Raw genomic sequence first — 23,027 nt, 5'->3', positions numbered from 1 at the left:
CTTAAAATATTATGAATTTTTTTAACCCTATAGCGCTTTTATTAGCGGCTGTTTCTGCTTTGTTTGTTGGTTTTATTTGGTATAATCCAAAAGTATTTGGAACCATTTGGATGAAAGAAGCTGGTTTAACCGAAGAAAGCATGAAAGGAGCAAACATGGCTAAAATTTTTGTTTTGGCTTTTATTTTTGCCTTTCTATTAGCAATGACAATGATGCAAATGAGCATACATCAAACCGGAGCTTTGAGTTTGGTTGGTGGAGATCCTTCAAAAGCTTTACCATCTTACGCTGCGTTTATGGCCGATTATGGCAACCATTTTAGAACTTTTAAACACGGTGCTTTACATGGTGTTTTAGCAGGCGTATTTGTAGCTTTACCAATATTAGGCACTAACGCATTATTCGAAAGAAAAAGTGCTAAATACATTTTTATAAATGCGGGATATTGGATTGTAACTTTAGGTGTTATGGGTGCTATTATTTGCGGATGGAAATAGTATTTTTGTAAACTAATAACTTATTTAGAGACTTACTAATTAAAATTTTCAGTCTTTTATTTTTCTATTGATACATTATAAAATTTATAACACATTTAGTGAACTTCCGGAAACCTGGGATGTTCTGGTAAAACATGATGTTTTTTTACAAACAGCTTATTTACAAGCCTTAGAAAATGCAGCCCCCAATAACTTAGAGTTGTTTTATATTGGTGTGTTTAAAAGCGATGTTTTGGTTGGTGTTGCTGTTACGCAACGGGTGCAGTTGTATTTGCAAGATATGTTTAGAAAAACCGATACGTCGTGTTTTAAAACTTATATGCGTGATGTAATTTCTAAAATTTTAAAAGGAAATATTCTTGTTATTGGTAATTTAACACATACTGGTCAACATGGCTTATTTTTTAACAGAAATGAAATTTCTCAGGTAGCGTTTTTTAAGGTAACACAAAAGGCTTTACATGATATAAAAACCATTATAAAAGCCAAACAGAATAAAACTATTAGAATGTTTGTGTTGAAGGATTATTTTGAAAATAACCCGATTCATAAAGAAAAAGAAAGTTTGGATGCAGCTAAATTACACCAAGTGATTATGCAACCGAATATGCTGTTTTCGGTTAAGAAAGATTGGCTAACTATTGATCATTATACTGCTGCATTGCACAAAAAATATAGAGATCGATATAAACGAGCAAGAAAGAAATTAAATGGTGTAAAAGCGGTCGAGCTGTCTTTAAATGATGTGAAAGAGAATAGTGAAACGCTGCATCATTTATATTTAAATGTATCTAACAATGCGAAGTTTAATACCTTTATTTTACCAGAAAATCATTTTTATAGTTTGAAACTTCAACTAAAAGATAATTTCAGAATTTTTGGCTATTATTTAGAAGATAAATTGGTTGGGTTTTATACGTTAATTCTTAATAATACATCACTAGAAACTTACTTTCTTGGGTATGATGGTGAACATCAATACTCCCATCAATTGTACTTAAATATGCTTTACGATATGCTTAAATTTGGAATAGAAAACCAATTTAAAACCATTGTTTATGCGCGTACGGCTATGGAAATAAAAAGTTCGGTGGGCGCTGAAGCTAAAACTATGTTGGTATATTTAAAGCATACAAACACTTTAATGAATGCTTTATTAAAACAAATTTTTAAATTGATGAATCCGTCTCAAGACTGGGAACCGCGGCATCCTTTTAAAACAGAATAAAATCTTTATAAAAACAAAAAAATCCTTAAAGCATATACTTTAAGGATTTTATTTAGCTCTAGAACAGTACAGTGAATGCTATTCTTCTATTTGTTTCTTTTTATTGTTTTTCATGGCTTCACCAATTTGGTTACTAGCAGAAAAACTAGCCACCATATCATTTAGCATATTGCTACCTGCTTGTGGCGAATTTGGTAATAAAATTAAGTTGCTATTAGTTTCACTACCAATGGCTTGCAATGTATCGTAATGTTGTGTTACTACTATTAATGCCGATGCTTCTTGGCTGTTAATACCTACACGATTTAGTACATCTACAGATTCTTCTAAACCACGAGCAATTTCACGACGTTGATCCGCAATACCTTGTCCTTGTAAACGTTTACTTTCAGCTTCAGCTTTAGCGCGTTCTACAATTAAAATACGTGCTGCATCACCTTCATATTGTGCCGCTGTTTTTTCTCTATCGGCAGCATTAATACGGTTCATGGCAGCTTTTACTTGAGCGTCTGGGTCAATATCTGTTACTAAAGTTTTTATAATATCATAACCATAATTTTGCATGGCATCGTTCAACTCTGTTTTTACTGCAATAGCGATATCATCTTTTCTTAAAAATACATCATCTAAAATCATTTTTGGAACTTCGGCACGTACTACATCAAATACATAACTTGTAATTTGGTCGTGTGGATAATCTAATTTATAGAAAGCATCTTCTACTTTTTCACGAATTACTTTATATTGCACAGAAACCTTTAGACGTACAAATACATCATCTTTGGTTTTGGTTTCAACAATAACATCTAATTGCTGAATTTTTAAGCTTAAACGGCCTGCAATTCGGTCTACTAACGGAATTTTCCATTGTAAACCAGATTGGCGTATACCTTGGAAGCGTCCAAAGCGTTCTATAATAGCAGCGGTTTGTTGTTTTACCGTAAAGAATGATGAAATTAAAATAAATAGTCCAAATACAACTAGGGGAATGAAAACGAAATCCATAGAATTTTTTATTAAATGATTAGAAAAATTAAGATACAAAAATTAAACTATATTTGGTGGTTTATATCCCAAAGTAGTATGAAATTTAATCGACCTTTACTATTAGTAGCTATTACCTTATGTTTTGTTACAAAATCTTTTTCACAAAGAGGAAATGTGCGTATTACAAATAGTATAAATATTGGTGGAGGTATTACTCAATTTAATATTAATACCGATAATTTTGAAACCAAAAGTGCGCAAGGTTTTTTGGCAGGAACAGCTGCTATAGTAGATTTACCGCATAAATTTTACAATATGAGCTTTGGTTTACAGCTTTCTGAAAGTCATGTTGAAATATTAGGAAGACCAAATTTAATTAGTACAGAAGAAGCTTATATAGATTATAAAATGTTTGCTGCACAATTTGCATTATTAATGCATATAAAAATAATTCCGAGGCATTTTACTTTCGATATTGGTCCGATGTTGCAATACAATGGTAAGTTGGAGTTTAATGATAAAGCTCAAGATGATTATTACATTGCGAATTATACTAATTTATCGGCTAAGGATATTACAAATATTTCACAATTTAATTTTAATGGGGCGGTAGGTGCTTCGGTTGGAATAAATAACTTTAAACTTAAAGCTCAATATATTTACGGATTCACTAATATTCTTAATAAAATTGAAAATCAAAACTTAGACTTTTCTGGTGGAGATTCTCGTTTTAAAGGAAACCAAAATATGCTAGTTTTGGGTGCTGTAATTATGTTTTAAATTATAAAAAATTAAAATGAAAAGAAGAACATTTATTGAAACTACTATTAAAGGGTCTGTCGCTTTATCATCGGTAGGTTTATTATCTTGTATGTCGAGTAATCAAACTCCCGAAGCGTTTATTAATCGTGTTTTACCTGCACCAATAGGTGGTGGTTTTCGTGATGATAAGTATTGGATTTGGGGATCGTCCGTTATAAAAGGTGAAGATGGTAAATACCATATGTTTGCATCACGATGGTCTAAAGATGTAGGTTTTGGTAATTGGGTTACAAATTCTGAAGTGGTTCGTGCTGTGGCCGATACACCAGTTGGACCTTACGAGTTTCAAGAAGTTGTGCTTCCAGTTCGTGGAAAGGAATTTTTCGATGGAATGTGTACGCACAACCCAAGAATTGTAAAGTATAAAGACAAGTATTTATTATATCATTTTGGAACAACTTACGATTTTGATCAACCTACAAAAGATAATCCAAAACCAGATGGTTATGATTGGAACGCGGCTTGGTTAAATAAACGAGTTGGTTTGGCTATTAGTGATTCTATTTTCGGCCCTTGGGAACGCGTTGATAAACCCGTTATAGAACCTAGACCAGAACATTGGGATGCTACAATTACCTCTAATCCGTCGCCAGCAGTAGATCCAAAAACCGGTAAAATTCTATTAATGTATAAGTCTTCTGTAACGCCGAAGCCACCATTATTGTTGGGTGTTGCTATGGCAGATAGCCCAAAAGGAGAGTACAAACGCTTAAGTGAAGAACCGGTTTTTAGGTTTGAAACTCCGGGCAATAGCCATGTAGATGTTGAAGATCCATATATTTGGTGGGCAGGCGATAGATACGAAGGCGTTATGAAAGATCGCTCAGGTGAAATTTGCGGAGAAGAAGGCGGCGGCATCCATATTTGGTCTAAAGATGGTGTAAAATGGAACTTATTCGAAAATGTAAAAGCATACAGTCGTGATGTATTATGGGATGATGGATCTACATCGCATCAAAATCATTTTGAGCGTCCTTTTGTTTTAGTTGAAGATGGAAAACCTACACACTTATTTGCTGCAGTTGGTAATGGGTCAGAAGCTTGGAAGTTTGAAAATACTTGGAATATGGTGATTCCGTTGAAGCATTAAGAAAGTAATTATTAATAAAAAAGGGTTCTAAATAGTTTTAAAACTATTTAGAACCCTTTTTTATTTGAAGGAAACCTATACTTATATTGTAGCAATTAGGTTTTCAATACGCTTAACGGTTTCGTTTTTTCCAATCATGTATATAATATCGAAAACATCAGGACCTTGTAAAGCGCCAACAAGAGCTAAACGTAAAGGCATCATTACTTTTCCAAAACTGATTTCGTTAGTTGTAATCCATCCTTTTACCTCTTTTTGTAGTGTTTCAACAGAAAAGTCGGTATTAGTGCTTAAAATGGCTATAAGTTGCTTCATTAGGTCGTCGGTACCTTCTTTTAAAGCTTTTTTAGAGGCCTTTTCATCATATACTCTTGGTGCTATAAAAAAGAAGTGACTTAAATTCCAAAAATCGCTCACGAAAGTAGCACGTTCTTTTATTAAATTAATAGACATCGCTATGTAACTTTCGTCTATTTCTGCTAATTCTGGTTGCGATGCTTTAAACATTTCTGCTAATTCATCGTTGTTTTGTTCTTGCATATAATGGTGGTTAAACCATTTAATTTTATCTGGATCAAAACGAGCTCCAGATTTGTTTACTTTCTTTAAATCGAAAGCAGCAACCAATTCATCTAATGAAAATATTTCTTGTTCCGTTCCTGGATTCCAACCTAAAAATGCAAGGAAGTTTACCATGGCATCGGCAAAATATCCGTCTTCTTTATAGCCTCTAGAAATTTCGTGATTTTTTGGGTCTTCCCATAATAATGGAAAAACAGGGAAACCTAATTTGTCACCATCACGCTTGCTTAATTTTCCTTTTCCGGTTGGTTTTAAAATTAGAGGTAAGTGTGCAAATTTTGGTGCATCCCATCCAAAAGCTTTATACAATTGGTAGTGCAGTGCCAAAGATGGTAACCACTCTTCACCACGAATAACATGAGAGATTTCCATTAAATGATCGTCTACAATATTTGCTAAATGATAAGTTGGCATACCATCACTTTTAAACAGAACTTTATCATCTAAAACGTTTGTATCAATTTTTATATCACCACGGATAATATCTTTTAGGTGGAGTGTTTCATCTTGCGGACTTTTAAAACGGATAACGTAATCGTCACCAGCATCTAATTTAGCTTGAGTTTCTTCTGCGCTAAGCGACAAAGAATTGCTTAATTTCAAGCGATTATGCCAGTTATAGATAAAAGTTTTTCCGTTAGCTTCATGATCGGTTCTATGAAAATTGAGCTCATCGGCCGTATCAAAAGCGTAGTATGCATTTCCTGAAGCAATTAATTCTTCAGCGTAAGCTTTATAAAGAGGTTTACGTTCGCTTTGGCGGTATGGACCAAATTTTTCATTGGTTCCAGGGCCTTCATCAAAAGGCATTCCGCACCAATTTAAAGCATCAATAATGTATTGTTCTGCACCTTCTACATAGCGGTTTTGATCGGTATCTTCTATTCTTAAAATAAAAGTTCCATTGTGTTTTTTTGCAAATAAATAATTGAATAGGGCTGTACGCACACCTCCAATATGTAAAGGTCCTGTTGGGCTTGGTGCAAAACGCACACGAACATTTTTGGTCATTTTGTAATTTATAATAAAGCTTAAATTTTTATATTTAAGTGTTAATAGAAACGGTTTTAACCTTTAAAAACTAAGTTTTGTTTCAAGATTTGCAACAAAGATACAATTAACAACTAATTATAAACCTTGTAAAAAATAAAATTGTAGTTTAGTGGGTTAATACGTTAGTACCGAATAGTTTTTAGAAACACATGGATAATTTTAAAAATATACAGCACAAGTTAGAGGCATTTATTAGACGATTTTACACTAATGAATTGCTTAAAGGGATTATTCTATTTTTTGCAATAGGCTTGTTGTATTTTCTATTTACAGTTTTTATTGAGTATGTGTTGTGGTTAAATACCACGGCGCGTAGTGTTTTATTTTGGTTATTTATTGCTGTAGAATTGGCCTTACTTGGTAAGTTTATTGTGTTACCATTGGCTAAATTATTTAAACTTCAAAAAGGGATTAACTATAAAGAAGCATCAAAATTAATTGGAGAACATTTTCCAGAGGTTAACGATAAGTTATTGAATGTATTACAGCTTAACGAGAGCGATTCTAAATCGGAATTGTTACTAGCGAGTATCGATCAAAAATCTTTAGAGTTAAATCCAATTCCCTTTAAGCTTGCTATAAACTTAAAGAAGAATCTTGGGTATTTAAAGTATGCGGCTATTCCAGTTTTAATTTTATTACTTACTTTTTTTACAGGAAATTTTAATTGGTTTAGCGATAGTTATACACGTGTTGTAAATTATAAAACAGCTTACGAACCACCTGCGCCGTTTCAGTTTTTTGTGGTGAACGAAAATTTAAATGCCATAGAAAATAAAGATTTTAAACTCATTGTAAAAACGGCTGGCGAGGTTATGCCAGAAAGTGCTCAAATTATTTATAATAACGAAACGTATTTTTTACAACAAAAAGGAATAGGGGAGTTTGAGTATATTTTTCCGCAGCCTAAAACAGAAATTAATTTTCAGTTATCTGGAAATAAGGTAACATCAAAACCGTATACTATAAATGTTGTTGAGGTGCCTTCTCTTTTAGATTTTGAAATGGTGTTAGATTTTCCAAGCCATACCAGGAAAAAAACTGAAACTTTAAAAAGTACGGGTAATGCCATGGTGCCTGAGGGAACGGAAATTATTTGGAAGTTAAAAACAAAATCGACTACTTCTGTTAATTTATTTTCTAAAGACACTATAAGTTTCCAAAAATCGGCTCCTGGCATATTTGGCGTAAAACGAAAAATTTTTAAAAATTTCTCATATACGCTAAGCACGAGCAACGCCGATTTAACAAATTATGAGAACCTAGCGTTTAATATAAATGTTGTTAAAGATGAATTTCCAGAATTAAAACTAAAAGTTGAAACAGATTCTGTCGATTTGCAAAGTTTATATTTTTATGGACAAGTAAGCGACGATTATGGTTTTAGTAAATTACAGTTGGTTTATTATCCATCTGACTATGAAAAAAATAAGCAGACAGAAAATATTCCTATTTCAAATTCTAATATTTCGGAGTTTATAAGTGCTTTTCCTAATAATTTAAATATTGAAGAGGGTATTGCTTATAATTTGTATTTTCAAGTATTTGATAATGATTTAGTTAATAGGTTTAAAAGTACAAAAAGTAAGGTTTTTTCTTATAGAAAACGCACAAAAAAGGAAGAAGATCAAAAACAATTAAAAGAACAGAAAGAAAATATTCAGGATCTGAATAAATCTCTACAAAATTTTGAAAAGCAAGAGAAGCAATTGCAAGAGGTTACTAAAACTCAAAAAGAAAAGTCGAATTTAAATTTTAACGACAAAAAGAAATTGGAATCTTTTTTTAAGCGCCAGAAAGAGCAGGACGAAATGATGAAAAATTTCAATAAGAAGTTAAAAGATAATTTGGAAGATTTTCAAAAGGATAATCCAAAAGAAGATGAATTTAAGGGAGACTTAAAAAAGCGTTTAGAAGAGAATGAGGAGAAATTAAAAGAAGATGAAAAGCTGCTTGAGCAATTAAAGCATCTTCAAGAAAAAATAAGAAAAGATGATTTAGTACAGAAGTTAGATGAGCTTGCTAAGCAAAACAAAAACAAGAAAAAAAGTCTGCAACAATTACTCGAGTTAACAAAACGATTCTACGTTGAGAAAAAGCTTGAGAAACTAAAGGAGGATTTAATGAAGTTGGCGATAGATCAAGAAAAATTGGCTAACAAAACGGATGAAGAAAACACCAAAGAAAAGCAGGATGATTTAAATAACGAATTTGAAAAGTTTAAGGAAGATATTAAAAAATTAGAAGAAGAAAGTAAATCTCTTAAGAAGCCAATAGAGATTCCTAGGGATAAGTTGGATGAAAAGGAGGTAGATAATGAGCAGAAAAAAGCATCGGAGGCTTTAGATAAAAAAGAACAGGAACAGGCTGGCCAAAAACCAAATGGCGAACCAAAGGAAGGTAAAGATCAAAACTCAAAAGACGCTAAGGATAGTCAGAAGAAAGCAGCCAAAAAAATGAAGCAGATGAGTCAGCAAATGGGTGCCGCTGTCAGTGGCATGCAAGGCGATCAAATGCAAGAAGACATTGAAATGCTTCGCCAGGTTTTAGATAACTTGGTTTTATTTTCTTTCGATCAAGAAGCTCTAATGAATAATTTTAAATCTATTGAGGTTAACCATGCTAAATTCGCTTCATATTTAAAAAAGCAAAATAATTTAAAGGAGAATTTCGAACATGTAGACGATAGTTTGTTTGCATTATCTCTGCGTCAACCAAAAATATCTGAAACTGTAAACAAGGAAATTACAGAGGTTTATTATAATATAGATCGTGCTATGGATTTACTTGCAGAGAATAGATTGTATCAAGGTGTCTCCAATCAACAATTTGTAGTAACCGCCGCTAATAATTTAGCAAATATTCTTAGTGATGTATTAGATAATATGCAAGAGAGCATGAGCATGTCTATGGGTAAAGGTCAAGATGGGGATATGCAATTACCAGATATCATTATGAGCCAAGAGCAACTTAATAAAATGATGCAGGAAGGAATGAAAAAAGGACAAGAAGGAGAGTCTAAAGATGGTGAGGGAAAAAAAGAAGGTGAAGGTAAAAAGGATGGTAAGAAAAGCGATGGAGGTAAAGGAGATAACGGCAAGCAACAGGGAGAAGGTGAAGGCGGAATGAGTGAAGATTTAAATGGTGAGCTTTTTAAAATTTATCAACAGCAGCAAGAATTACGTCAAGCTTTAGAAGAGCAACTAAATAAGGAAGGTAAGTTTGGTAAAGGTGGTAATGGAGATAAGTTAGTTAAACAAATGGAAGATATAGAATTAGAATTATTGAATAAAGGTTTTAATAATAGAACGCTTCAGAAAATGATGCAGTTAAAGCATCAGTTACTTAAATTAGATAAGGCTAGTTTTAAGCAAGGTGAAGATAATAAGCGGGAATCTGAATCTAATACTAATGAGTTTAACAACAATTCTAATAACCAAATACCTACCGCTAAACAATATTTTAATACTACTGAAATATTGAATAGACAAACCTTACCTTTGCAGCAAATTTACAAAGAGAAGGTTCAAGAATATTTTAAGCAAAGCAATGATTAATTTTAATTACGAAACAGATTTTAATTTAGAGGAAGAAGAGGTGGTTTCTCAATGGATAATAGATGCAATTTCTAATGAAGGTTTTAAATTAGAAGAGATAAACTATGTGTTTTGTGATGATGAATATTTACATAAATTGAATGTAGAATTTTTGGATCACGATACTTTAACAGATGTTATTAGTTTTGATTATTCTGTTGGTAAAATTGTTCAAGGTGATATATTTATTTCTGTAGAAAGGGTAATTGATAATGCTAAGGATTTTGAAGTGGAGTTTGATAGCGAGTTAAAACGTGTTATTGTTCATGGTGTTTTGCATTACTGTGGATACAAAGATAAAACAGAATCAGACGCTAGTTTGATGCGAGAAAAAGAAGAGTATTATTTAAACCTAATCAAGTAGAAACTGCGGTTTTGGTTTATTGATTTCAATATAAAAATATTTATGTTCCACGTGGAACACTACAAGTTAAAAAAAGAAAAAGCATGTTTAATGATGTTTATGATGTTATAGTTGTTGGTGCTGGGCACGCAGGAAGCGAAGCCGCTGCTGCTGCTGCTAATATGGGTAGTAAAACACTGTTGGCTACCATGAATTTGCAAAACATTGCTCAGATGTCTTGTAATCCAGCGATGGGTGGTATTGCTAAGGGGCAAATAGTTCGGGAGATAGATGCGCTTGGGGGTATAGTGGAATTGTTTCCGACACATCGGCTATTCAATTTAAAATGTTGAATAAATCTAAAGGACCTGCAATGTGGAGCCCGAGAGTTCAAAGTGATAGAATGCGTTTTGCAGAAGACTGGAGAATGCTTTTAGAAGGAACGCCTAATCTTGATTTTTATCAAGATATGGTTTCTAGTTTAATTGTAGAAAATCATAAAGTGGTTGGTGTAAAAACCTCTTTAGGAATTAGTATAAAAGCTAAATCTGTTGTGCTTACAAATGGCACTTTTTTAAATGGCTTAATTCATATCGGAGATAAAAATTTTGGTGGAGGTAGAGCAGGTGAAAGAGCTGCAACTGGAATTACAGAACAGCTTGAAGAATTAGGTTTTGAATCTGGTAGAATGAAAACTGGAACACCTCCAAGAGTTGATGGTCGTAGTTTAGATTATTCTAAAATGCTTGAACAACCTGGAGATGTAAACCCAGAGAAATTCTCTTATTTAGATATTACAAAACCTTTGGAAAAACAACGTTCTTGTTACATGACTTACACAAGTCTTGAAGTGCATGATTTGCTTCGTGAAGGGTTTGATAGATCACCAATGTTTAATGGTAGAATTAAAAGTTTAGGACCGCGTTATTGTCCTTCTATTGAAGATAAAATTAATCGCTTTGCAGATAAAGATCGTCATCAATTATTTATTGAACCGGAAGGCTGGAATACCTGTGAGGTTTATGTAAATGGCTTCTCTACATCGCTGCCAGAAGATGTTCAGTTTAAGGCTTTACGTGGTGTAGTTGGTTTTGAAAACGTGAAGTTCTTTAGACCGGGATATGCTATTGAATACGATTATTTTCCACCTACACAGTTAAAGCATACACTAGAAACTAAGTTGGTAGAAGGTTTGTATTTTGCAGGACAAATAAACGGAACTACAGGGTATGAAGAAGCGGCATCTCAAGGTTTAATGGCTGGTATAAATGCGAGCTTAAAAACGCAAGAGAAAGATGCTTTTACCTTAAAAAGAGACGAAGCTTATATAGGTGTTTTGGTTGATGATTTAATTACTAAAGGAACAGAAGAGCCTTATAGAATGTTTACATCTCGTGCCGAATACAGAACACTGTTACGTCAGGATAATGCAGATATTAGGTTAACTCCAAAAGGATTTGAGTTAGGTTTAGCTTCTGAAAAACGTTTAAAACGTATGGAAGAAAAGCACGATGCTGCTGCTAAATTCGTAAACTTTTTTGAAACTCAAAGTGTAAAGCCAGAAGAAATAAATCCTATATTAGAGTCTAAGAATTCAGCTGTTGTTAATCAGTCTGGAAAGCTTTTTAAAGTGTTCGCTAGACCTAATGTGGAAATGGAAGATGTACGTAAAGTGGAAAGTGTAGAGGCGTATATTCAAGATAATAATCTGGATAGGGAAGTTATAGAGCAGACCGAAATTCAGGTTAAATACTCTGGATACATTGCAAAGGAAAAAGTTAATGCAGATAAGTTATCGCGTTTAGAATATGTAAAAATACCTGCTAATTTTGATTACTCTCAGATTAAATCTATGAGCTTAGAAGCTCGTGAAAAACTTAAAAAAGTACAACCTGCAACCGTATCTCAGGCGTCAAGAATTAGTGGAGTTTCTCCAAATGATATTTCTGTTTTATTGGTTTATATGGGAAGATAATTCATAATAATGGTTTTAAAGAAAAGTTATTTTAGTAAAATTAAATGGCGTTTTTTAACGTTCCACGTGGAACATGTTGGGTTTTGGTTTTGATGTTTTAGGTGTTTATAGAGTTTTAGAACACAATAATCGGAATATAAAAGATTAAAAAAGCTATCGGTTTTTTAATCGGATTCTCTGAAAATAGAAGGCTGTTTTTATAAAACTTATAAAAAGGCTAAGAAGAATTTTAATGAAATGTTATTGGTTTTTATAGAAAATAAAACAAATGATTTCTTAATTTCAGGAATGATAAATTTCAATATAAATCTAAAAAAGCGTGCTGTTTTGCAAAATGATATTGAGGTTTTGTATTGAATTAGTTTATTGAATTCGGTTTTGATGTTTGTTTTAAAGCTTTAAAAGAGATATGAAATATTCAATTTTATTAAGAGATTTATTAAAATATCGATGTGGTTTTAAGGTGAAAAACTAAATAAAAGAAGCGTTTTTAAATCTTAAAATAGTTTTAATTTCAACATTAATCTGTTAAAATAAATAAGAAAAGAGGCTTCAAATGTTTATAGAAGCAATCGTTTTTTAAATGTCAATTAAATAAATTACGTGGTTCGTGGTAAAAAATCAATTAGCAAATAAGTACTTAAAAGTAAAAGATTATTCTGTTTCTGGAGAAGAATTTGAGTTAATAGAAAACTCAGAGTATGGTTTTTTAGAAACTACACCACAACCTACTTCAGATAAATTACCGGAATATTATCAAAGTGAAAATTATATTTCACATACCGATTCTAAGAGAAATGCCTTCGAAAAGGTGTATCATTTAGTGAGAAGTATTTCTCTTAAAAAGAAATTGAAACTTATTAATTCTTTTTCTTCCGAAACAAAACAACTTTTAGATGTTGGTTGTGGTACGGGCGATTTTTTACAAACTGCACAACAAAATGGTTGGTTGGTTTCTGGTATCGAACCAAACAAAGAGGCTAGGGGTATAGCAAATAGTAAAACAAACAAGTCTGTTTTTAATACAGAACAACTTCAAAAATTTGAATTAAAACAATTTGATGTTATTACGCTTTGGCATGTTTTAGAGCATTTACCAAGTTTAGAAGATCATATAAAAACTTTTAAAGGACTTTTAAAAGACAACGGAACTTTACTTATTGCTGTTCCTAACTACAAAAGTTTTGATGCAAAACATTATAAAGAATTTTGGGCAGCATTTGATGTGCCTCGACATCTTTGGCATTTTAATCAAGATTCTATTTCAAAGTTAGTTTCTAAACAGAGTATGGGTGTTGTAAAAACAAAACCCATGTTGTTTGATGCGTTTTACGTGAGTATGCTTTCTGAAAAATATAAAACAGGCAAGATGAATCCGGTAAAAGGATTTTGGTACGGGTTGCGTTCTAATTTGGAATATTTAAGCTCAAAAGAGGCTTCTTCACTAATTTATATCATAAAAAATAGCTAAAAATTATTTTTAGCTATTTAATTTAAATGATTTATAGGTGTAATGTCTAAATGTAAGGCGGTTTTTTAAAAACAGCTTAAATCGCTTTATATGAAGCTGTTTTTAATAGTAATTATTTATTTAGACGCTAAATCGGTATAAGTTTTCGTTATATGTTAAAATCCGAATAATTACGTGTCGTTTTAATGCTTACTTTATTACATTTGTTCGGATTAAAAAAATTAACCAAAATCTAATCAAAAAAAATAAAAATGAAGAACATACTTTATGTTGCCATCGCGATGCTTGTTTTAGCATCTTGTGAAAAACCAAATAAAATTGGATTTGTAGATAACGGAGTCGTTATTAATGATTATCAAGAAAAAATTGATTTAGAAGCAAAATACAAAGCTAAAGATGAAGCTTTTAGAAAAAGAGCAGATAGCATTGGATTAGCTTTTCAAACAGAAGCTCAAAAAACACAAGCCGAAGCGCAAAGAATTGCTAGAAGCAATAGGAAAAAAGCCGAAGAGTTAATGACTGGTTTACAGCAAAAACAACAACAGTTACAACAACAAATGCAAGTAGAACAACAGCAATTAACACAAGCTTTTCAAGCAGATATCGATTCTGTAATTGTAAAGGTTAAAGATTTTGTTGGTGCTTACGGTAAAACAAACGGTTACAACTATATTTTAGGAACTAGCGAAGCTGCTGCTACAGTAATGTATGGCGATGAGAAAAGTGACCTTACTAAAACTATTGTTGAAGCTATAAACGCTGATTATAAAAAAGCAGAATAAGTTTTAAATTATAGAACAAAAAAGGCCTCTTAAATAAAATTAAGAGGCCTTTTTTATGTAGTAAACTTAATAGTTTTAGAGCGTTGTTAATCTGCTTTTTTGTGCAGTAATCGAGTTAATTTTATGGATAAATCGGTAAGTATAATTTTAGAATTTCCGTTACGTTCTATATGGTAAATGGCATCTTGAAGCTCATTACTAATATCCATAATATTATTGCCATGTACGTAAGGAGCAAAGTTTTCTAGTTTAAATTTCTCAGATTTTGGTTCAAAAAACACCAAATCATCAGCCTTATAATTGAGTAGTAAAGCTTGTCTGAAAAAATCTAAGCAAAAGTTTAAAAATTGCTTTTGAGTTTCACGACCTGTCTTAGCAATATCTTCGCTCCAGGAAATTAAATCTATAATAGCAGCCTTGTTACCTTTGGCTTTAAAGGCACTACGAATCCACATAATAAACCAAGTTTCAAACTGGTTATCTTCAGTATCTTGGTATACTAGATCGCATGCTTTATTATAATTCCCGTTGCTTTGGTGAGCTATTTTTATAGCCTCGTTTCTGTCAATATTAAATTGATTTACTAAAGCTTCTACAATAACATCTTCGGCTAGTGGTGGAAAATGCAAAATTTGGCAACGAGAACGTATGGTGTTTATAATTTGCTCTTCTTCTTCAGCAATTAATATAAAAACAGTTTTGTTTGGTGGCTCTTCTATCAGTTTTAGAAGTTTGTTGGCGCAGGCACCGTTCATTTTTTCTGCCATCCAAATAAGCATTACTTTATAACCGCCTTCGTAAGATTTTAATGTAAGCGATTTTACAATATTTAATGCTTCATCTACACCAATTTGGCCTTGTTTGTTATCTACACCAAGTAGTTTGTACCAGTCAAATAGGTTTCCATAAGGTTGTTCTTTTAAAAGTTTTCTCCATTCTTCTAAGTAAAAACTAGAAACGGGTTTACTTTTTACTTTATCGCTGGTAGTTACAGGAAAAGCAAAATGTAAATCGGGATGAGAAATGTTATTAAATTTTAGATTACAAGCTTCATTTCCAGAGTTGTTTTCTCCTCCGGAATTTGAGCATAATAAGTATTGCGCATAAGCGATGGCCATGGGTAATGTGCCCGAGCCTTCGTTACCTACAAATAATTGCGCGTGGGCAATCCGTCCATTATCAACACTAGTGGTTAAATGGTTTTTTATGTGATCTTGACCTAAAACATCTTTAAAAAGCATGTAACAAACCTACATAAAATTTAGATATTTTTTTATTATTTATCTATGAATATCTATGAAAACTGTTAGGATCTCGGCATCAGAATTCTAGTTTTTTAAAATTATCGCTTCGCTATATCGTTTTCGTGAAAAAACACGTTTTAAATGGCTGTTTATTTAGTTACATTTGTGAATCAAATAGTTAAAAATTAAAACATATAAATAAAATGAAAACGCTTAACGATTTTAATTTCGAGAATAAAAAAGCATTAATTCGTGTAGATTTTAATGTGCCTTTAAATGATAAGTTTGAAGTTACGGATGCTACTAGAATTGTATCTGCAAAACCAACAATTATTAAAATTTTAGAAGATGGTGGAAGCTGTATTCTAATGTCTCACTTAGGTCGTCCAAAAGGTTTTCAAGATGAATTTTCATTAAAGCATATCGCTAGTAAAGTTGAAGATATTTTAGGTGTTGAAGTTATTATGGCAGCAGATTGTGTTGGGGCAGATGTTGAAGCCGCTGCGGCAAACTTAGAACCAGGGCAAGTTTTATTATTAGAAAACTTACGTTTTTATAAAGAAGAAACGGCTGGCGATAAAGATTTTGCTGAAAAACTATCTCAGTTAGGTGATATTTACGTTAATGATGCTTTTGGTACTGCACACCGTGCGCATGCCTCTACAACTATTATTGCTCAGTTTTTTGAAGGTAAAAAATGTTTTGGTAGCTTATTAGCGCAAGAAATAGAAAGTATTAATAAAGTCATGGAAACGGGAGAAAAACCTGTTTTGGCTATTCTTGGTGGTGCAAAAGTATCGTCTAAAATTACTATTATAGAAAATATTTTAGATAAAGTAGATCACCTTATTATTGGTGGTGGTATGGCATTCACTTTTGTAAAAGCACAAGGTGGTAAAATTGGTAATTCTATTTGTGAGGATGATAAAATGCCTTTGGCTTTAGATATTTTAAAGCAAGCTAAAGAAAAAAACGTTCAAATTCATATTCCTGTAGATACAGTTGCGGCAGATGATTTTAGTAACGATGCAAACACGCAAACAGTAGATATTAATGAAATTCCTGATGGTTGGGAAGGTGTTGATGCTGGACCAAAATCTAGAAAACAATTTCATGATGTTGTAATGCAATGTAAAACTATACTTTGGAACGGACCATTAGGTGTTTTTGAAATGGAGAGTTTTGCTGCTGGAACTATCGAGTTAGGAAATTCTATTGCCGAAGCTACTAAAAAAGGAGCGTTTTCTTTAGTTGGTGGAGGAGACTCTGTTGCTGCTGTTAAGCAATTCGGTTTTGAACATAAAGTAAGTTACGTAAGTACAGGTGGTGGTGCTATGCTAGAAAGCTTAGAAGGAAAAACACTTCCTGGTATTGCTGCTATTTTAGAATAGAGAACGTATATATTTAATAAAATAAAAAATCATCTTGGTTTTCTTTCTACTATAAGGAGCTAAGGTGATTTTTTTTGCTCAAATATTTTGGTTTAGTTTGGTATTTGTATTGCCATTAAGAAGATGGTTTTGTAGTGTTTATGTACCTTTAAAAGGTCTTTGTTTTTTCAGAATTAGAAAGTAATTAATATTTAGTTTTCTAATTCTCATAAAAAAACACGACTTTAGCCATAACATCGCTAAATAGCGAGCTGAACATATTTTATGAATTTTCGATTTTACATAGTTTTATTTACCTTTAATATTAGCTTTTGCTATGCTCAAAAAGTGGATTCTACTTTGGTAGAAGCTATAAAAATTAAAGATTCTCTTGTTCAGTTGCCAAGTGTTATGCAAGATTCTTTAATAGATAAAACAGCACAAGGAGTTAAAGAAATTTTAGTGTTGAAGGATAGTTCATCTTTTAAAACATTAAAGGATGATCCGTTTGCGGCTAGAATTGATGAAAGGTGGTTTGAGGAGCTTTACAGTAATTCGCTTTATGATACCATTTATAAGTCTGTAAGCGAGTTAAAGTACGATCCTGTCGATTACCCAGAGTTATCTACAGATACATTAAAAGCACGCTTAAAAAGGCTAGATGCGCGCACACCTTTTAATGTGGAGTACAATCCATCTTTAGAAAGTGTTATAAAATCGTATTTAAAGCACAGAAGGCGTCATTTGCAAACTTTAATCACGGCAAGTGCATTTTATTTTCCAATGTTCGAGCGCGAGTTAGATAATCAAAATATTCCGTTAGAAATTAAATATTTAGCCATTGTAGAGTCGGCATTAAAACCAAGAGCAAAATCTAGAGTTGGTGCTACGGGTTTATGGCAGTTTATGTTCGCTACTGGAAAGCAGTATGGCTTAAATGTAAGTAGTTATGTAGACGAACGTAGCGACCCTATAAAATCTACAATTGCAGCGTCTAAATATCTCTCAGATTTGTACCGTATTTTTGGTGATTGGGATTTAGCTTTAGCGGCTTATAATTCTGGTCCAGGTAATGTTTCTAAAGCTATTAGGCGTTCTGGAGGTTATAGAAATTATTGGAATATTCGTCATAATTTACCGCGTGAAACTGCTGGATATTTGCCTGCTTTTTTAGCAAACATGTATATTTTTGAATATGCAGAAGAGCATGGGTTTACAAAGTATAAGCCTGAAATTGCTTATTTTGAAACAGATACTATTCATGTAAAACGCATGATAACCTTAGATCAAGTATCTGAAGTTACTAGTGTGCCAATAGAGAAATTACAGTTTTTAAATCCTTCATATAAATTAGATGTTGTACCTTTTATTAAAGAGGAAAATTATAGTTTAAGACTGCCAAACGAAGTTATAGGAACCTTTGTAAATAATGAAGATTCTATTTATGCTTACGCTAAAGCGGAATTTGAAAAAAGGGAAAAACCGCTACCTCAGTTTTTTAAGGCAGATGATAAAATTACCTACCGTGTAAAATCTGGTGATTATTTAGGGAAAATTTCTAGAATGTATGCCGTTAGAGTTAGTGATATAAAGCGCTGGAATGGACTTCGAAGTAATAGCTTAAAAATAGGACAGCGATTAACTATTTTTCCTAAAAAACCTAATAGTTCTGCATCAGTTGCACCAAAGGTTGTGGTTAAAACAAAACCTATTAATGGTGAGGTTATTTACTATACGGTAAGCGATGGAGATTCACTATGGAGCATTTCTCAAAAATTTCCTGAAGTTTCTATTCAAGATATTAAAGATTGGAACGGTATTAGTGGTAGTAAATTAAAAATAGGTATGAAACTTAAAATAGCAAAACTTTAAAAAATCAAATATCATTATGCGACAAATTATTTTTTCTGCCGTGGCTTTAATATTATTAGTGTCTTGTGGCGATAAGAAAACCTCAGATGAATCTATGTTACCAGATTCCTCTGGGAATATAAGCCATGTTTCAGTGGTTTTAGGAAACGAATTATGGGATGGTAGCGTTGGCGAGTCTATTAGAAATATATTAGGTACACCTATTTACGGGCTTCCGCAAGATGAACCTATGTTTTCTGTAAGTCAAATTCCTGCCTCTGTTTTTTCTGGATTTGTAACCAAAAATAGAACGATTTTAAAAATAGTTCCAAACAAAGACGCTGGGATAAAATTTACGGATAACGTATATGCTAAGCCTCAAAAAGTAATTACTGTTTCGGGAAAAACTCGAGAAGAAATTGTTAGTACGCTTAATGCAAATGCAGATAAAATTATTGAAACTTTTAGAAACGTGGAGCTTAACGAGCGTTTGCGCCAAATGAGTAAATCACAACACACGCATACAGTTATAGAAGAAAAACTTGGCTTAACCATTGAGTTTCCTTCAATATATAGAATTGCAAAACAAAGTGATAATTTCTTTTGGGTAAGAAAAGAAATAACAACCGGAACTAATAACTTAATGATTTATAGTTTGCCGTACGATGCTATTAAAAGGAATGATAGTGTTGTGAATCAAATAATAAAAGTAAGAGATTCTGTTGGCGAGCTTTACATTCGCGGAAGGCAAGATGGGGAGTTAAAGGCAAACGGAGATAAAATAGAATCGTATATGATTACCGAGAACGCGTATACGCCTTTTCACGGTGAAACTATTGTAGATAATAAACCCGCTTTGGAAACTAAAGGATTATGGGATTTAAAGGCTGATTTTATGGGCGGACCATTTATTAATTATGCTATTGAAGATAAAATTAATAAACGTTGGGTTGTTATTGAAGGTTTTGCTTTTGCGCCATCTGTAGAAAAACGTAATTATATGTTAGAGCTTGAAGCCATTATTAGATCGGTTAAAATAAAATAGGCCGTAAAAAACGGGCATAAAAAAAGACCAACATTTTACAAAATGTTGGTCTTTTTTTTAAACTAAAATTAGTTTTATTCTTTTTTGTTACTTGCTGTGTCTTCTTCTTTGCTAGCATCTTTAAATTCTTTAATTCCGCTACCAAGTCCGCGCATTAATTCAGGTATTTTTTTACCTCCAAATAAAAGTAAAACCACCACTACAATTAAAATAATTTGTGGAGCCCCAATCATTCCTAAAAATATGTTTGATAATATCATAACTTTTAATTTTGTTTTGCAAAGTTAATAATTAAACTTAAATAACATCGTTTTAAACATAACTTTAGCATATTGCCAAACACGTATTTAAATAGTTGAATTTGTAATTACTTAATAAATTCTATTTATTTTTGTTTTAACATGAAAGAAAAAAAGAAAAAACCAAAGAAAATAAAACGTAAACTGCTAGATAGGTACAAGCTTGTTATCCTTAATGAAAACACATTTGAGGAGCGCTTATCACTTAAATTAACACGTTTAAATGTCTTTGTTTTAATATCGCTATCTACTATATTTTTAGTAGCAGCAACCTATGCTTTAATTGCATTTACACCGCTTAGGGAATATATTCCAGGCTATTCTTCAACAGCATTAAAAAAGAAAGCAACCGAATTGAATTATAAAACAGATTCGCTGCAGAAATCTATTTCGGTAAACGAGCTATATTACGCTTCTATCAAAAAGGTTTTAAAAGGCGACTTAAGCCCCTCAGACTTTAATAAAGACTCGATTATAGAGGCTGTTCAGTTAGAAGCTAGTGAGGTAGATTTAAATCCTTCACCAGCCGATTCTTTACTGCGTGAAAAGGTGGACAAGGAAGATAAGTATAATTTATTTGAGTCGGCAACATCAGCTACCAATTTTATATTATTTCCTCCTGCAAGCGGCACTATTAGCGCTCCTTATAATGTAAAAGAAAAACATTATGCCGTAGATATTGTTGTAGCGAAAGACACACCTATTAAAGCGACTGCCGATGGTATTGTGATTTTTGCAGAATGGACAGCAAGTACCGGCTATGTTGCCATTATAGAGCATAGTTATGGATTAATTTCTGTGTACAAGCATAATGCAAGTTTAACAAAAGCACAAGGTGATTTAGTAAAAGCAGGCGAAGTAATTGCTACAGCCGGAAATACTGGTGAGTTATCTACCGGGCCACACTTACATTTTGAGCTTTGGAACGATGGGTATCCTATTAATCCAACAAATTTTATAGATTTTAAATAGTAAGGTGTTCGGTTTAAACTATGTTTTTGAGCCTTATAAATTGTATGTTATTTTCTTTATTTGAAATTTTAAAAAAACGCTCTATTTTGCCCTTAAAAACTAGCTATTTGTAGAATGAAAATAATGGTAGAAGCTTAATTTATTAAGGATAAATTTAATATGAGTAACCAAAATATTTTTACTAAATTACCATACTTTAATAGTTTGAAAAATTGCACTGTATTTTTTAAAATTTAGCTTACAAACGGGATAGTTTAATTATTAATTGGTTTAAAACGCATTCAAAATAAATATGTTTTCATTAAAAGCTGCATTAGCAAAACCCTTTGCAAAACGTGTTTTTAAATCCATTCAAAAATGGAGTAATAACCCAGTGGAAACTCAAGAAAAAGTGTTTCAGGAGTTAATTGCCCAAGCAAGGGCAACTCAATTTGGTAAGGATCACGATTTTATTAGCATAAACACACACACAGATTTTGTAAAACGCGTTCCTGTTCGAGATTACGAAGCCTTAAAACCTTATGTAGAACGAGTGGTTGCTGGTGAAAAAGATATTCTTTGGGCCGGGAAACCGTTATACTTTGCAAAAACCTCAGGAACTACTTCTGGTGCAAAATATATTCCTATAACAAAAGAAAGTATGCCAAGCCATGTGGAGGCAGCAAGAAATGCCATTTTATTGTACATTCATGAAACGGGGAATGCAAAATTTGTGGATGGAAAAATGATTTTTCTGCAAGGAAGTCCCATTTTAAAAGAGCAAAATGGCGTGCAATTAGGTCGACTTTCAGGTATTGTGGCTCATTATGTCCCTAAATATCTTCAAAAAAACAGACTACCATCTTTAGAAACTAATTGTATAGACGATTGGGAAACGAAGGTAGATGCTATTGTTGAAGAAACGCTTCCAGAAGATATGACTATTATTTCTGGAATTCCGTCTTGGGTACAAATGTATTTTGAGAAACTTCAAGAAAAGACAGGAAAAAAGGTTGGTGATATTTTTAAAAATTTCAACTTATTTATATTTGGAGGAGTTAATTATGAGCCTTATCGTGCCAAATTTGAAAACCTTATCGGAAGAAAAGTAGATAGTATTGAGCTTTACCCAGCAAGCGAAGGTTTTTTTGCTTTTCAAGATAAACAGAATGAAAAAGGCATGTTGCTTCAATTAAATTCTGGCATATTCTATGAGTTTATAAAAGCCGATGAATTTTTTAATGACAACCCAAAACGAATAACCATTGGCGCTGTCGAACTTGGTGTAAATTATGTTATGATTATTTCGTCTAATGCAGGGTTGTGGGCTTATAATATTGGAGATACTGTTGAATTTACTTCAATACAACCATACCGTGTTATTGTTTCTGGGCGTATAAAACACTTTATATCGGCTTTTGGAGAGCATGTTATTGGTAAAGAAGTAGAGCAGGCTATGCAAGAAGCAACGGCGAATACCGATATACGTGTTTCAGAATTTACCGTAGCACCTCAAATTAATCCTTCTGATGGATTGCCTTATCATGAATGGTTTGTTGAGTTTGAAAATGACCCAGAAAACCTTTCCGCTTTAGCGATAAAATTAGACCAATCTTTACAACTGCAAAACAGTTATTATTTCGACCTAATAAAAGGTAAAGTTTTACAACCTTTAAAAATCACAAAAGTAGAGAAAGATGGTTTTCAAAACTACATGAAATCTATAGGGAAGTTAGGTGGACAAAACAAAATACCGAGGCTTTCAAACGATAGGAAAATAGTTGATTTGTTAGAGTAAGAAAATTAATTAAAATAATAGTACCTTTGACCCACCAAATTAA

At 32.5% G+C, this 23,027-nt stretch carries 17 protein-coding genes and 1 pseudogene; 14 read left to right on the top strand and 4 right to left on the bottom strand.

What is annotated here, in order from left to right:
• The first annotated feature begins 11 nt into the window (after positions 1-11).
• Both ACJJV4_RS11350 and ACJJV4_RS11345 read left to right on the top strand, forming a co-directional pair.
• Positions 12-497: a DUF1761 domain-containing protein gene (locus tag ACJJV4_RS11350; protein ID WP_405294490.1), complete on the top strand. Its 486-nt coding sequence runs from the start codon at positions 12-14 to the stop codon at positions 495-497.
• Positions 498-564: 67 nt separating this feature from the next.
• A complete protein-coding gene (locus ACJJV4_RS11345) occupies positions 565-1,725 on the top strand; it encodes a GNAT family N-acetyltransferase (RefSeq protein ID WP_405294488.1) in 1,161 nt (386 codons plus the stop codon).
• 78 nt (positions 1,726-1,803) lie between these two features.
• On the opposite strand, the gene ACJJV4_RS11340 is transcribed toward ACJJV4_RS11345, so the two are convergent.
• Positions 1,804-2,730: an SPFH domain-containing protein gene (locus ACJJV4_RS11340; RefSeq protein ID WP_405294486.1), complete on the bottom strand. Its 927-nt coding sequence runs from the start codon at positions 2,728-2,730 to the stop codon at positions 1,804-1,806.
• A gap of 78 nt (positions 2,731-2,808) precedes the next feature.
• On the opposite strand from ACJJV4_RS11340, the gene ACJJV4_RS11335 reads away from it, so the two are divergent.
• A complete protein-coding gene (locus tag ACJJV4_RS11335) occupies positions 2,809-3,492 on the top strand; it encodes a hypothetical protein (RefSeq protein WP_405294484.1) in 684 nt (227 codons plus the stop codon).
• Between the two features lie 16 nt (positions 3,493-3,508).
• Positions 3,509-4,624 carry a glycoside hydrolase family protein gene (locus ACJJV4_RS11330; protein WP_405294482.1) on the top strand — a complete coding sequence of 372 codons (1,116 nt, stop codon included), beginning with the start codon at positions 3,509-3,511 and terminating at the stop codon, positions 4,622-4,624.
• 81 nt (positions 4,625-4,705) lie between these two features.
• Here the strand turns inward: ACJJV4_RS11330 and gltX are convergent, their stop codons facing one another.
• Positions 4,706-6,217 carry a glutamate--tRNA ligase gene (gene gltX / locus ACJJV4_RS11325; RefSeq protein ID WP_405294480.1) on the bottom strand — a complete coding sequence of 504 codons (1,512 nt, stop codon included), beginning with the start codon at positions 6,215-6,217 and terminating at the stop codon, positions 4,706-4,708.
• A 191-nt stretch (positions 6,218-6,408) separates the two neighbouring features.
• Between gltX and ACJJV4_RS11320 the strand changes: the two genes are divergently transcribed.
• The 5 genes and pseudogenes from ACJJV4_RS11320 to ACJJV4_RS11300 all read left to right on the top strand — a co-directional run bounded on the left by ACJJV4_RS11320 (position 6,409) and on the right by ACJJV4_RS11300 (position 14,426).
• The gene (locus tag ACJJV4_RS11320; RefSeq protein WP_405294478.1) at positions 6,409-9,816 is read left to right on the top strand and encodes a hypothetical protein; all 3,408 of its coding nucleotides are present in this window, start codon (positions 6,409-6,411) and stop codon (positions 9,814-9,816) included.
• Positions 9,809-10,219, top strand: coding sequence for an rRNA maturation RNase YbeY (ybeY, locus tag ACJJV4_RS11315; protein WP_405294476.1), 411 nt, complete (start codon positions 9,809-9,811; stop codon positions 10,217-10,219). The genes ACJJV4_RS11320 and ybeY overlap by 8 nt, the downstream gene beginning before the upstream one ends.
• An 83-nt stretch (positions 10,220-10,302) precedes the next feature.
• Positions 10,303-12,173: pseudogene (mnmG, locus tag ACJJV4_RS11310) on the top strand (tRNA uridine-5-carboxymethylaminomethyl(34) synthesis enzyme MnmG).
• 610 nt (positions 12,174-12,783) lie between these two features.
• Positions 12,784-13,644, top strand: a complete 861-nt coding sequence (locus ACJJV4_RS11305; RefSeq protein WP_405294474.1) for a class I SAM-dependent methyltransferase — start codon at positions 12,784-12,786, stop codon at positions 13,642-13,644.
• Positions 13,645-13,895: 251 nt separating this feature from the next.
• Positions 13,896-14,426 carry an OmpH family outer membrane protein gene (locus tag ACJJV4_RS11300; protein ID WP_405294472.1) on the top strand — a complete coding sequence of 177 codons (531 nt, stop codon included), beginning with the start codon at positions 13,896-13,898 and terminating at the stop codon, positions 14,424-14,426.
• 86 nt (positions 14,427-14,512) lie between these two features.
• Here ACJJV4_RS11300 and ACJJV4_RS11295 read toward each other — a convergent pair whose 3' ends face one another.
• Positions 14,513-15,667: an ATP-binding protein gene (locus ACJJV4_RS11295; protein ID WP_405294470.1), complete on the bottom strand. Its 1,155-nt coding sequence runs from the start codon at positions 15,665-15,667 to the stop codon at positions 14,513-14,515.
• A gap of 206 nt (positions 15,668-15,873) precedes the next feature.
• Here ACJJV4_RS11295 and ACJJV4_RS11290 point away from each other — a divergent pair, with 206 nt between their 5' ends.
• The 3 genes from ACJJV4_RS11290 (at position 15,874) to ACJJV4_RS11280 (ending at position 19,936) form a co-directional block, all read left to right on the top strand.
• Entirely contained in the window at positions 15,874-17,061 is a 1,188-nt protein-coding gene (locus ACJJV4_RS11290; RefSeq protein WP_405294468.1) for a phosphoglycerate kinase, read from the top strand.
• A 264-nt stretch (positions 17,062-17,325) separates the two neighbouring features.
• Positions 17,326-18,912: a transglycosylase SLT domain-containing protein gene (locus ACJJV4_RS11285; protein ID WP_405294466.1), complete on the top strand. Its 1,587-nt coding sequence runs from the start codon at positions 17,326-17,328 to the stop codon at positions 18,910-18,912.
• 16 nt (positions 18,913-18,928) lie between these two features.
• On the top strand, positions 18,929-19,936 hold the full coding sequence (locus ACJJV4_RS11280; protein ID WP_405294464.1) for a DUF4837 family protein: 1,008 nt from the start codon (positions 18,929-18,931) through the stop codon (positions 19,934-19,936).
• A gap of 74 nt (positions 19,937-20,010) precedes the next feature.
• Here ACJJV4_RS11280 and tatA read toward each other — a convergent pair whose 3' ends face one another.
• Entirely contained in the window at positions 20,011-20,196 is a 186-nt protein-coding gene (gene tatA / locus ACJJV4_RS11275; protein WP_405294462.1) for a twin-arginine translocase TatA/TatE family subunit, read from the bottom strand.
• A 141-nt stretch (positions 20,197-20,337) separates the two neighbouring features.
• Between tatA and ACJJV4_RS11270 the strand changes: the two genes are divergently transcribed.
• Positions 20,338-21,207, top strand: coding sequence for a M23 family metallopeptidase (locus ACJJV4_RS11270; protein ID WP_405294460.1), 870 nt, complete (start codon positions 20,338-20,340; stop codon positions 21,205-21,207).
• A 292-nt stretch (positions 21,208-21,499) separates the two neighbouring features.
• Positions 21,500-22,984, top strand: coding sequence for a GH3 auxin-responsive promoter family protein (locus ACJJV4_RS11265; protein WP_405294458.1), 1,485 nt, complete (start codon positions 21,500-21,502; stop codon positions 22,982-22,984).
• Positions 22,985-23,027 lie beyond the last annotated feature (43 nt).

The sequence above is a fragment of the Algibacter sp. Ld11 genome (assembly GCF_045066735.1).
In the GTDB taxonomy this organism is placed as follows: domain Bacteria; phylum Bacteroidota; class Bacteroidia; order Flavobacteriales; family Flavobacteriaceae; genus Algibacter.
Note: the sequence above shows the minus strand (reverse complement) of the source record. Positions and strands in the feature narration are given on the sequence as shown.